Origin of the sequence: Acinetobacter pullicarnis (assembly GCF_006352475.1) — a bacterium.
Taxonomy (GTDB): Bacteria; Pseudomonadota; Gammaproteobacteria; order Pseudomonadales; family Moraxellaceae; genus Acinetobacter; species Acinetobacter pullicarnis.
The window spans coordinates 668,197-681,612 of sequence record NZ_VCMZ01000001.1 but is presented as its reverse complement, the minus strand read 5'-3'; the positions used below and the strand labels follow the sequence as shown (position 1 = coordinate 681,612).

The window sequence follows — 13,416 nt, the reverse complement described above, 5'->3', positions numbered from 1 at the left end:
GGACATAGATTCATATGTCCAACAAACCAACGACTTCTCTGCACGGGCCAATAAAAAGCCGCTCCAGTAGATAAATGGAGCGGCTTTTTATTATCAAATAAATAAAGTAACGGCTTACTTCATTTATAACTGAGTGGGTTTAGGGTTTAGTTAATTACACCACTGACACCAATACGTACACTTGCATCCCCTTGTGTTGCAGCCGCAATACCACCTGTGACTGACCAACGACCATTATTCGAAGTCTTACGCAAGGTCACACCAATGGCACTTTCACCGCCATGATAAGCAGCGCCAGCAGAATAAGTATATTTACCCGCAATAAATGGTGCCGATTCTAAAGCCATCGCAGCAGCAATACCTGCATTGGCCTTTTTCTCGACACTATCAATACGGTCATTGGTACTACGAAATGCGTTTTCTAAACGGTCACTAACGTTGTCAATCTTACTATTTAGACCTTGATTTGCTTGATCTAATGCAGAAATTGCAGAGCCAACATCCTTATGTTTATCTGCGCCAACTTGATAGGTTGGTGCATTAAACTCACCTGTTGTGCTATCAAAACTCGCACCACCACCAAGTGAGCTCATAATTGCCTGATTGGTTGTATTCAATTGACTACCGTTCACAGCATCCTTCGAATCCTTCTGCACCGCACCATTGGCAACACCCGTTACGACTCGGTCGCCCGCAGTTCCAGACATATCAACTTTATTGCCGCCAGTCTCTTTTCCGACGGTAATCGTTGCATCTTTATCTGCTTGCTGTACAACCCCCAATTTACCACTGGCAAGGTCTTGCTTGATACCACCAATATCATTTTGCATCGTACCAAGGTCTTTCTGAATATCACCAATCGCAGAAGTATTCCCGTCAATCTTCGCTTGTAGATCATCTCGAATCCCAGCAACTTGACTACCATTTACCGCATCTTTTGATCCAGCTTCAACTTTACCTTCAGCAACATTGCTGATTAAAGTGCCGTCACCACCGTTGTCCGCGAGGGTTACCTTGCCATCTTTGTCATAAGTCACAGCATTGATTGATTCACCTGTATCATCAACCAAACCAGAATCGGTGAGGAGTTTGTCTAACTGACCTTTATTCACCGCGTCATGATCGGCTACACCATCTTTGAGATTACTAATAATCGTATTATTGGCATTAATGCCTGTTGCACTAATACTTGGGCCACCATTTGCAAAAGATAAACCTGCTGAAGTAATTAAAGTATTACCAACCGTTAATCCAGCTGCATTTAGCGTATTGGCACCAATCGTCAAGCCACTATTATCAGCCAACGTTACTTTGCCATCTTTGTCATAAGTCACAGCATTGATTGATTCACCTGCATCATCAACCAAACCAGAATCGGTGAGGAGTTTATCTAACTGACCTTTGTTCACTGCTTCATGAGCGGCTTCACCATCTTTGAGATTGCTAATAACCGTATTATTGGCATTAATGCCTGTTGCACTAATACTTGGGCCACCATTTGCAAAAGATAAACCTGCTGAAGTAATTAAAGTATTACCAACCGTTAATCCAGCTGCATTTAGCGTATTGGCACCAATCGTCAAGCCACTATTATCAGCCAACGTTACTTTGCCATCTTTGTCATAAGTCACAGCATTAATTGATTCACCTGTATCACCAACCAAACCAGAGTCAGTGAGGAGTTTGTCTAACTGACCTTTATTCACCGCGTCATGAGCGGCTTCACCATCTTTGAGATTGCTAATAACCGTATTATTGGCATTAATGCCTGTTGCACTAATACTTGGGCCACCATTTGCAAAAGACAAACCAGCTGAAGTAATTAAAGTATTACCAACCGTTAATCCAGCTGCATTTAGCGTATTGGCACCAATCGTCAAGCCACTATTATTAGCCAACGTTACTTTGCCATCTTTGTCATAAGTCACAGCATTGATTGATTCACCTGTATCACCAACCAAACCAGAATCGGTGAGGAGTTTATCTAACTGACCTTTGTTCACTGCTTCATGAGCGGCTTCACCATCTTTGAGATTACTAATAACCGTATTATTGGCATTAATGCCTGTTGCACTAATACTTGGGCCACCAGCAATTGATAAGCCATTACTGCTCAATGTACTCTCACCGACCACTATGCTGTTTTTAACATTCAGATTATTTGCAAGATCAAATTTAAAGTTAGTACCATCTTGAGTAATCACGATATTTTTATCGGTATTGCTGTAATCAATTACGGCATCTTTGGCAACTTTGGCAGCACCAATAGCATTAGCTGAAACGCTAAATACACCATCGTTCACATTTTGGTTCAGCTTAGAAATATCAGCGGTATTGGTCGTTACACGAGCACCCACCGCGGTAATATCTTCAGCATTTTTGCCAATTGCTGTTTTATTATTTGCGATATCCGTCTCATTGGTCGTTACACGAGCACCCACCGCAGTAATATCTTCAGCATTTTTGCCAATTGCTGTTTTATTGTTTGCGATATCCGTCTCATTGGTCGTTACACGAGCACCCACCGCAGTAATATCTTCAGAATTTTTGCCAATTGCTGTTTTATTGCTTGCGATATCCGTCTCATTGGTCGTTACACGAGCACCCACCGCGGTAATATCATCAGCATTTTTGCCGATTGCTGTTTTATTGCTTGCAATATCCGTCTCATTGGTCGTTACACGAGCACCCACCGCAGTAATATCTTCAGCATTTTTGCCAATTGCTGTTTTATTGTTTGCGATATCCGTCTCATTGGTCGTTGCCCGCGTATCAAGTGCGGTAACTGCATCCTCGACACCCACGACTTCTTTTCCACCAACACTATACTTTGGCGCAGTTATCTGACCATCGGCAAGCACTACTGCACCACCGCCTAAAGCAGCAGCAACGTTTTTATTGGCTTGGAATAATTGTTGACCTGTCATTGCATCCGTTGAATTTTCATTCACTGAACCACTCGCAATATTGGTAATCTTACGTTGAAGTGTCGCATTACCAAAAGATACTGAGTTTTCTGCTGTTGCTACCGAAGCATTACCAATCGCGATACTATTATTTCCATTCGCAACTGCAGAGCGCCCAATTGCAATTGCAGAACTTCCAACCCCTTGTGCACCGCGACCAATTGCAACGCCTTCGTCATTTGCCAGCGCATTACGACCAAGAGCGACTGCATTTTTTCCTCCAGTCGCAAGCAAACCAAGTACAGTTGCACCCAAATTGGCATAAGATGAGTTACCAATAGCAATCGCTCCTACAGTACCGCCATCAACAGATAGTGCACCACTACCAATCGCAATACCTGCACCTCCCGCGCTTGCATTAGTACCTAACCAAAGTGGGCCTCCAACAGTAACTCTATTATCGCTGTCTACTCCCAAATGATTATTTGTGAGTTGTTGCCAGAATTCTATATTTTCAACAAAAAAAGTACCTGTTTTGGCTGTATCTGTAGAAGCAGCAATAGTCTCAGGTGCTGCAAAGCTCTGCACAGAAATCAGTGCAAATGCAGCGAATAAAGCCGTCGTTTTGGCAATAGAGCCTATTTTTTCTTTTTGTATTGATTGATTGTTTATTTCAGCAAGGCTGACAACAGTAGAACGCGAAGATTTCACTTTACCTTTGGCTAATTCAGAAACAGCAAGCCACGTACCTAATGCAACATTCCAAATTACTTTGTATACTTTATTCATGAATATTCACCTATTTTTATAAAAACCTAAGACTAAAATATTGAGAATTACTTCACAATAATAAATATAATGTAGTAAAGGTTAACATAAAAAGCACAAAAATAAAGTCTACCTCTCAGCAAAAAAAAGTAGATGCAGAAGAAAATTCAGCGCTATACAAAAAAATATTCAGTTTTTTTTGCTTATCATTATCATTGAGCAACAACAAAAAAATAAAACCAACTTAATATTTTTATCTAATATTCAATTAATTAAACTGGATCTATTGCTCCATTTTTCCCATTTCTATCTAAATTTTTAAAAAGTTTCGTTGTTCTTTTTTTTCAAAAATTCTCGCTATTCCTGTTACAAAACTTTTTCATTTGATTTTGAGGAATACGCCCCAAACGGAAGCTGTTATAAAATATTTTTCATCTAAATTTATATAAATTTGTTCTAGAAAAAAACCACATCACTCATTCTCAGTAAAAGCCTACTGCATTTTATTTTTCACCTTAGGCGCTACATTCCCCCACATCTCTGGATCAATTCAAAATGGCCTCATGCTCGCGCACTGTTTTTCAAGCGACGCACAAAATAATGCAGCGAGATTCACACGCTTAAACACTCAACCTAAATTACTGCACTGATTTTTTTCTTGGTGATGCTACTTAAAAAAAGAACTAACGTTTCATGCAATAGTAATAATCTATTAATTCAATCTCTTATTTGTTGTACACTCTGCCAATGTAACCAATTGTACAAAAAGCTACAAAAGTAGTGATTAATCATCTAACAAAAATCACATCTTTTTTTTTGGATAATGTGGTTGAATCGCCCCCTTAACCCACTGAACATAAAAATAAAATCTCGCCGAATAGATTTAAATGGATACAAGGATTTTTTATGGACTATCTCAACCCGACCGTTGTAACGTTCTTATTTTATATCGTTGCGATGGTCTGCATCGGTTTATATGCCTATCAAAGAACCACCAACTTCTCTGATTATATTTTAGGGGGACGAAGCTTAGGAAGTTTCGTCACAGCACTTTCAGCAGGTGCATCTGACATGAGTGGTTGGTTGCTCATGGGCTTACCAGGTGCAATCTTTATTACGGGTTTATCTGAATCTTGGATTGCGATTGGTTTAATTGTTGGTGCATGGCTGAACTGGTATTTGGTCGCTGGACGTCTACGCGTACATACTGAAATTCAAAACAATGCACTAACCCTGCCGGATTATTTTACGGGTCGTTTTGGTGATAAGAAAAAGATCTTACGCATCATTTCGGCACTGGTCATCTTGATCTTCTTTGCGATTTACTGTGCTTCTGGCATGGTCGCAGGTGCACGCTTATTTGAAAGTATTTTCGGTATGTCCTACACCACGGCATTATGGGTGAGTGCAATTGCAACCATGAGCTATGTCTGTATTGGTGGATTTTTAGCAATTAGTTGGACGGATACCTTCCAAGCTGGCTTAATGATTTTTGCCCTACTGCTCGCGCCAATTATGACTTATCTTGCACTAGGCGATACAGGACAAGTTACGCAAATCATTGAAGTTGCTCGTCCACATGCATCGAATATGTTTACAGGGATTAGCACTATTGCCATTATTTCGTCATTGGCATGGGGCCTTGGTTATTTTGGCCAACCGCATATTCTCATTCGTTTCATGGCGGCTGATTCAGTCCGTTCAATTCCGAATGCACGACGCATTGGTATGGCATGGATGATTCTTTGCCTCGGTGGTGCTGTCGCTGTGGGATATATCGGGATTGCCTATTTCCAACTGCATCCTGAACTGGCTGCAGCAGTGACACAAAACCCAGAAACGGTGTTTATGGAACTGACCAAAATCCTGTTTAATCCATGGATTGCAGGTGTGGTTCTCGCGGCTATTTTAGCCGCAGTAATGAGTACCTTAAGCTGCCAATTATTGGTCTGCTCAACCACCCTTACCGAAGATTTATACAAGGCCTTTTTACGTAAAGATGCCTCACAAAATGAATTGGTTTGGGTCGGTCGCTTGATGGTATTGGCAATTGCTGTTCTTGCCATTAGCTTAGCCATGAATCCAGAAAGTAAAGTTCTAGGCTTGGTTTCTTATGCTTGGGCAGGCTTTGGTGCTGCATTTGGACCACTGATCTTGCTTTCATTGTTCTGGAAACGCATGACCTTAAACGGTGCTTTGGTTGGGATGATCGTTGGTGCTTTAACCGTGATCATCTGGAAAAACACCATGTCAGCTGTCGGTCTTTATGAAATTGTTCCTGGTTTTATTTTATCGTTCATCAGCATCATTGTGGTGAGTTTGATGGATAAAGCACCAAGTGAAGAAGTGACTGAACGCTTTGAAACTGCTGAACAGCTTTATGATCATGAAATGAAAAATCTATAACGAATAATGTCTTAAAACCCATAACAACAAAGGCGCTGAATGCGCCTTTGTTGTATCTGTAGGTGCTATCGACCATCTAACACCCGATCAACGCATCGGTTAAAACGCTTATTTCAGCTTGGTCGGTAAACTCAATTGCCCGCTGTCTTTGATCATTTCCATGACAGGATAACTGCGTGTTTCCTTAATTCCAGGCAATTTCCATAAGATCTGCCCTGAAATACGGCGAAAGGCTTCCATATTTTCACAACGAATTTTAACTAAAAAATCAAAGCCACCGCTCACCATATGACAGGCCATGATCTCAGGAAAATGCAGCACGGCATCTGAAAATGACTCCAAAATATTCGGTGTGGTTTTATCTAAGAGTATTTCCACAAAAACCACAAAACTTGCATTCAACAGCTCTGGATTTAACTTGGCTTCATAACCCAAAATATAGCCTTCATTGGTCAGCTTTTGTACGCGTGCCAACACGGCGGTTGCCGAGAGATTCACTTCTCCAGCAAGTTTTAAATTAGAAATTTTTCCATCTTTCTGCAAGATGTCTAAAATTTTTAAATCGGTTCGATCTAACGTTGAAATCTGGCTACTCATACGAATTATTCTCTAAAAATCACTCAAATTATAGTGAGTTATTCGGCATTATTTCTGTGATGATAAATTATATAAGGTTGAAACCTCAACAAAAATATTTGCCCGTCACAGGACGTTGACATGAATATGACCGATACCCTCCCCCAGCCCGTTTCAGCACCATGCTATGACTACATCACTGAATTTAAAGAAAAATCAGATTATGAGGTTGCCATAAATACCGCATGGCGACGTGCTGAACCTGAATGCGTTGAAAATTTACTTGAACAAACCGTGATTGATGAGGCGCTGAGTCAGAAAATTTATGATTTAGCCTTTAATTTGGCACATGGCTTACGGGAACGTAAAAGTTCTGCGGGTAAAGCAGGGATCGTTCAAGGTTTGCTGCAAGAGTTTTCCTTGTCCTCTCAGGAAGGAATTGCCCTAATGTGTCTTGCGGAAGCGTTATTACGAATTCCAGACCGCGCAACACGTGACTTATTGATTCGAGACAAAATTAATCAGGGCAGTTGGAAAGAACATTTGGGTCAAAGTCACTTGATGTTCGTCAATGCTGCCGCTTGGGGCTTAATGCTTACTGGCAAACTGATGGAAACCCCAAAGCAAACCAGTCTGACCAGTATTTTAACCTCGCTTTTGGCACGTACCAGCAAGGGTATTATTCGTAAAGCCGTCGATGTGGCAATGCGTATGATGGGTGAGCAATTTGTGACAGGCGAAACCATTGCAGAAGCCTTAAACAATGCCAAAACCTTAGAAAATAAAGGCTTTCGCTACTCTTACGATATGCTGGGCGAAGCTGCGTTGACAGCATATGATGCTGATCGCTACTTTGACGATTACACCCAAGCCATCCATGCAATTGGCAAAGCCGCACAAGACAAAGATATTTATAGTGGTCCGGGTATTTCCATCAAGCTTTCTGCACTGCATCCGCGTTATCAACGTGCACAAATTGCGCGTGTACACGATGAACTGTATGGAAAAATTTTAGAATTGGCGATCTTAGCCAAAGACTACAATATTGGTTTAAATATTGATGCAGAAGAAGCAGATCGCCTTGAACTGTCTTTAGAACTGCTCGAACGTCTATGTTTTGAACCTGCATTGGCAGATTGGAAAGGCATTGGTTTTGTAATCCAGTCCTATCAAAAACGTTGTTTCTATGTGGTTGATTATATAGTTGATCTAGCAAAACGCAGCCAAAAACGCTTGATGATTCGCCTTGTCAAAGGTGCTTATTGGGATAGCGAAATTAAAAAAGCTCAAATCGATGGCATGACGGATTATCCCGTGTTTACCCGTAAGGTACATACTGATTTATCTTATATTGCCTGTGCGAAAAAACTGTTGGCAGCACCAGAACAGATCTACCCACAATTTGCTACACACAATGCGCAAACGCTGGCGACGATTTATCAACTTGCTCAACCACAACACTATTATGAAGGGCAATACGAATTCCAATGTCTACATGGCATGGGAGAACCTTTGTATGAACAAGTGGTTGGAAAGATTACAGATCAAAAACTAGGAGTTCCGTGTCGTATTTATGCCCCTGTGGGTAATCACGAAACACTACTGGCTTATTTGGTGCGTCGCCTTTTGGAAAATGGTGCCAATACCTCTTTCGTCAATCGGATTGCAGACAAAACCTTAAAAATTGAAGATCTAATCGAAGATCCGATTCATGAAATTCTGCAGACGGCGGAAATCACAGGAAAAATTGGCGAGAAACACCATGCAATTCCATTACCACAAGATCTGATTGAGCCCGTGCGGGAAAACTCATCTGGGATTGACCTTGCCGATGACACCGCATTAGCACAGCTCAATCAACTGGCGATCTCATTATCCCAACAGCAATGGCAGAGTCAGCCACTGCTTGGTCATACCGATCCAATTGATTTGTCAAACTTAACCGCACAAACCATTATCAATCCTGCAAGTCAGTACGATATTGTCGGTATTGTGCATGAAGCTGAAACACAGCATGTCGATATCGCACTCGATCAAGCTGCGAGTGCATTGCAAAGCTGGCAATTAACTTCAAATCTAGAACGTGCCAATAAATTATTGAATGCTGCGGATCTCATGGAAGCCCGTATGCCAAACTTGATGGTACTCCTATGCCGAGAAGCAGGGAAAACCTTTTCAAACGGTATTGCAGAAGTCCGAGAAGCAGTTGATTTCCTGCGTTACTATGCAGAACAGATAAAAACGATTGAAAACTCAAGCATTCATGCTTTGGGAACGGTGCTGTGTATCAGCCCGTGGAATTTCCCTTTGGCAATTTTCTCTGGGCAAATTGCCGCAGCGTTGGCAGCAGGAAACTGCGTAATTGCCAAACCTGCTGAACAAACTCCGCTGATTGCAGCCGAAGCTGTGAAAATTTTGTGGGAAGCTGGTATTCCAAAATCAGTGCTGCAACTTTTACCCGGTCGTGGGGAAACCGTTGGTGCACAATTAAGCCAAGATGACCGTATTCAAGCGATTATGTTTACAGGTTCAACTGAAGTTGCCAAGATTCTACAAAAAACCGTCGCACAACGTTTAAGCCCAAGTGGTCAGCCTATTCCGCTCATTGCAGAAACGGGTGGGCAAAATGCCATGATCGTGGACTCCTCTGCACTCACCGAACAAGCGGTGATTGATGCGGTTAGCTCGGCCTTTGATAGTGCGGGACAGCGTTGTTCAGCACTGCGTATTTTATGTGTTCAAGAAGACAATGCCGAGCATTTGATTAACATGCTCAAAGGGGCGATGCAACAGCTCACCCTTGGCAATCCAATTCACTTGACCACCGATGTTGGCCCAGTGATAGACCTCGAAGCACAAAGCAATATCGCCAAACATATCGAACAGATGCGAGCCAAAGGCTATCCTGTACATCAATTAATGCACAACCAAGATAATCAAGCACTTACATCAGGTACCTTTATTCAGCCAACACTGATTGAGCTTCCAAACCTCAAGGATTTGAAACGCGAAGTGTTTGGGCCTGTCTTGCATATTATCCGCTATAAATATGGTGAGTTAGAGCAGCTGATTGCGCAAATTAATCAAACAGGTTATGGCCTCACCATGGGGCTACATACCCGTATTGATGAAACCATTCAGACCGTGATTAGCCAATCGGAAGTCGGCAATTTATATATCAACCGCAACATTGTTGGTGCGGTGGTCGGTGTACAACCCTTTGGTGGTGAAGGCCTTTCTGGTACGGGTCCTAAAGCCGGTGGCCCAATGTATCTGTATCGCCTGATGCAGCACAATCCATCTGCTTTACAGTCTCCTTTTGGCAGTGTGCAAGATTTAGCTGTAGAACCAAGCCCAGCTCCACTTTATCAAAGCTTTATGAAATGGGCCGCGCAGCATTATCCTCAGCATCCACTGACTAAGTTATCTGCGCCATTGGGTATTTATGAATTGCCTGGCCCAACGGGAGAAAGTAATCAATATGCCGTTGTCCCACGTAAAATCACTCTCTCGATTGCAACCGATGCGAATGCGCAACTGCAACAATTGGCCGCCATCTATGCCGTTGGTAGCCAACCCGTCGTTATGCACGATAACTCATTCATCTTGAAGAACATTCAGAGCATGCCTGAAGCCCTACGTCAAAGCTTGCAGGTCATCAAAGACCTTGAAACCGGTGATTTTGACGCAGTACTGTTTCAAGGTGAACAAGCCGAGTTATTCGCCCTGCAACAGCAGATCGCACAACGTAAAGGTGCGATTGTGGGTATTACTCGGCTAGAAGTCGGTCAGCATATTCCTTTAGAGCGACTGTTGATTGAACGTGCGATTAGTATCAATACTGCTGCTGCGGGTGGTAATGCCAGTTTGATGACGTTGCAAAGTTAATCGTTAGAGTATAAAGAGTAGCTTTAAAAAATCGGTGCAATGGCATCGATTTTTTTGCCTTTGAATCTTAATGATGTATGAGGGGTATGACTGGATAAATTGATAGCTTAAATGGTAATGCTCCCCTTAAATAGTTAACTTAAAAGTAGAAAATTAAATTCGAAATTTGATTTAATACAAAATCTCTTATGCGAAGTCTGGCCCTTTAAAGGATTGGTCACATTTAGTTAAAAATAAATTTAAAATAGAAACCAAGCTTTTTGGGGAATAGTCCCAGTGTATGCAGGACTAACGTTAATTGATCCTTGACCTTTTTCGCATTCTTGTACACGCCATTCACTAGGATGAAAACGTGCATTAGGCCCATCTGGTTCAGGTTTACCGAATTCTTTACTAATATCATAATCAATCAATGGAATTTCAAGTAGTACTAAGTCACTACGAGAACAAGCTATTGTAGGATTTTCTGTGTCGTAAACCCATTCACCATAACCATTGTTTCCATCAGGTTCAAAGCGTACTACCGGGCCTATATGCTGATCTCGCGCTAATTCCATCCTAGGAGGTTTCATCGCATTTACCCAAATACCTGCGACTTTTACTGGATGAGGAAAACGTACTGCCTCTAACCCTCTTAAACTTAGCGGTAATTGTGACTCACCGTTATCAAAGGGATCATAACGACTAATCAAACTTCCTTTAGGAATCAATAGTTCTCCATATTGAGTATCGTGAGATAAGACGAAATGCCTGCGGCTCTCCTTATAATGTTGCTTAACTTCAAACTCATAATCTATTGATGCAAACATATAAAATAAATAACCAGTCCAAAGATCACAGATCAATGCCAATAGCGTAATCACTAAAGTCTTTTTCGAAAAAAATTTTACAGCGTTTTTCCTACTTTCTAGCCAAAAGAATAGAACGCTCATCAAAAGCCATAATGTCAGTAAAACACCAATAAATGGAGTAATAAACAACAAAAAAAATTGAAAAAAAGAGAATAGCGGTACTGGTATCATAATTTTTTTAAACCTTCAACCTCATATTTTTCAAGGACTTCCCGCTAAGAAAATCACATATGTGTATATTCTAAGAGTGGTCATTTATACTTGGGAATAACATAGAAATACATTACCAATAAGCTAAATTATTTTTAATGTACTCGGAATTTTCCTCATTATCGATGATCAAGTTATCCTTATAGATCTCTTGCATTACTTTTAATAATTGTTGCTTCTCTGGTAATGCTCCCCTTAAATAGTTAACTTGAAAGTAGAAAATTAAATTCGAAATCTGATTTAACTTAAAATCTCTTATGCGGAACGATTCTGTAAGTCCAAAGTAAAAATTTCTGTTTTAGAATTCGAATATAGCAGCATATACCAAACGTATTTCACAGCGTAGCGCTTTTTAACAGGCTGAGCTAAAAGAGATAACGCTAAGCGTTGCCTAATAGTGAAGCTTGCCGAATGAGAACATAGCGAAAGCCCTCCTCCATCTGAATTTAGAATATATTCCGCACATAGGATGAGGGTAAGTGGCTTAAAAGGCAGCTCTGATCGGATGCAGCTTTGTTATACTGACAAGCTGATTGATAGGCCAATTGACTCAAAATGAAATTGCAAAAAAGTATCATTGAAACAGAAGAAAAAATTTCACCTCAGCAGAAAAAATTCCAGCGTCTAAGCCAAAAAATAGTGCAACAAAAAGCACATTTAGCAGAATGGTTGCTTGCTCAAAAAACCATTCAAGCACGTGCTCAAGCGGAACTACTACCCGCCTATCAACAGTTACGCCAAATTATCTTTCAACAAATCGAGCAACTGCTAAAGCAAAAAAAACAAAAAATGACCAAAGCTCAACTTGCCAAACTAGATGCAAAAATTGAACAACTCGCCTTACCACTTTGGCAATCCCAGCAAATGTCTGAACAGCAAAATAGCTTTTTATCTGCGCTGTTAAAAGCCTACGGTCATGATGTTGAAATGTATCAAGAAAAGGCTGATGCTGAGCAAGGTTTTGCACATGACGCTGAGTACAGTTTTGAGCAAGACGTTGAGCAAGATATTGAAAACCTGAGTGAAGCTGAATTCTTTCAATTAGAAATTGCCGAACTCAAAATATCACTCTGTGCTGAATATGATTTGGAAATAGATTTTTTTGATTTTGATGCAGATGATCTCGATGATTTTATGCAAAAATTTCTGGATAAACTGCAACAGCAAGAACAACTCGAGTTCTTAAAGCATTTTGATGCTCAAGAACGTCAACAGCTTGAACGAGAAATGCAGCGTGAAAAAGCCAAAGCTGAAAAAATTGTACAACAGCGGGCACAAGCCAAAAAAAATGCAGTGCAGTCAATGAAAGGCATCTATTTAAAAATAGTCGCCTTGATTCACCCTGACCGTGAGCAAGATCAACACAAGAAACAAGAAAAGACCTCGTTATTACAACAGGTCAATCAAGCCTATGAAGGCCGTGATTTATTGGCCTTATTGGCCTTCCAAGTCGAACTAGGACAGCAACAAAATCAGCTTTTAGCCAATCAGCAGCTAAAAGCCTACAACTTGGTTTTAGAAGAGCAACTTGAAAAACTAAGCATAGACATTGAGGATGTGATTGACTCTTTTAATTGGAGTAATCATCGAAGTATGCGTTCGAACTGTAAGCCTAAAGTCAATGATCTCTATGAAAACTATGAGCAAAACTGGTTGGCGGTCCGCGAGGAAATAAAAAGAACAGAACATGTTTTAGCTGTGTACAAGGATATCAACATCTTAAAAGAACTGATGCGGAGTCGAGATCTCTGGGAGATGCATTAAGTTATTGTTGTCATTTCAACTTGATTGTTTGCAAACCATGACGAGAT

At 41.0% G+C, this 13,416-nt stretch carries 5 protein-coding genes and 2 pseudogenes; 3 read left to right on the top strand and 4 right to left on the bottom strand.

Annotated elements, in window-relative coordinates:
- Positions 1–146 precede the first annotated feature (146 nt).
- Positions 147–1,277: pseudogene (locus FD716_RS19395) on the bottom strand (YadA-like family protein); the annotation flags it as partial.
- 402 nt (positions 1,278–1,679) lie between these two features.
- A pseudogene (locus FD716_RS19390) lies at positions 1,680–3,695 on the bottom strand (ESPR-type extended signal peptide-containing protein); the annotation flags it as partial.
- A gap of 885 nt (positions 3,696–4,580) precedes the next feature.
- Between FD716_RS19390 and putP the strand changes: the two are divergent.
- Positions 4,581–6,080: a sodium/proline symporter PutP gene (gene putP, locus FD716_RS02865; RefSeq protein WP_139850863.1), complete on the top strand. Its 1,500-nt coding sequence runs from the start codon at positions 4,581–4,583 to the stop codon at positions 6,078–6,080.
- 108 nt (positions 6,081–6,188) lie between these two features.
- On the opposite strand, the gene FD716_RS02860 is transcribed toward putP, so the two are convergent.
- A complete protein-coding gene (locus FD716_RS02860) occupies positions 6,189–6,677 on the bottom strand; it encodes an Lrp/AsnC ligand binding domain-containing protein (protein WP_139850862.1) in 489 nt (162 codons plus the stop codon).
- A 120-nt stretch (positions 6,678–6,797) separates the two neighbouring features.
- Here FD716_RS02860 and putA point away from each other — a divergent pair, with 120 nt between their 5' ends.
- A complete protein-coding gene (putA, locus tag FD716_RS02855; protein ID WP_139850861.1) occupies positions 6,798–10,544 on the top strand; it encodes a trifunctional transcriptional regulator/proline dehydrogenase/L-glutamate gamma-semialdehyde dehydrogenase in 3,747 nt (1,248 codons plus the stop codon).
- A 239-nt stretch (positions 10,545–10,783) separates the two neighbouring features.
- On the opposite strand, the gene FD716_RS02850 is transcribed toward putA, so the two are convergent.
- Positions 10,784–11,524 carry a hypothetical protein gene (locus tag FD716_RS02850; RefSeq protein ID WP_139853595.1) on the bottom strand — a complete coding sequence of 247 codons (741 nt, stop codon included), beginning with the start codon at positions 11,522–11,524 and terminating at the stop codon, positions 10,784–10,786.
- 636 nt (positions 11,525–12,160) lie between these two features.
- Between FD716_RS02850 and FD716_RS02845 the strand changes: the two genes are divergently transcribed.
- The gene (locus tag FD716_RS02845; RefSeq protein WP_139850860.1) at positions 12,161–13,369 is read left to right on the top strand and encodes a coiled-coil domain-containing protein; all 1,209 of its coding nucleotides are present in this window, start codon (positions 12,161–12,163) and stop codon (positions 13,367–13,369) included.
- Positions 13,370–13,416: the final 47 nt, after the last annotated feature.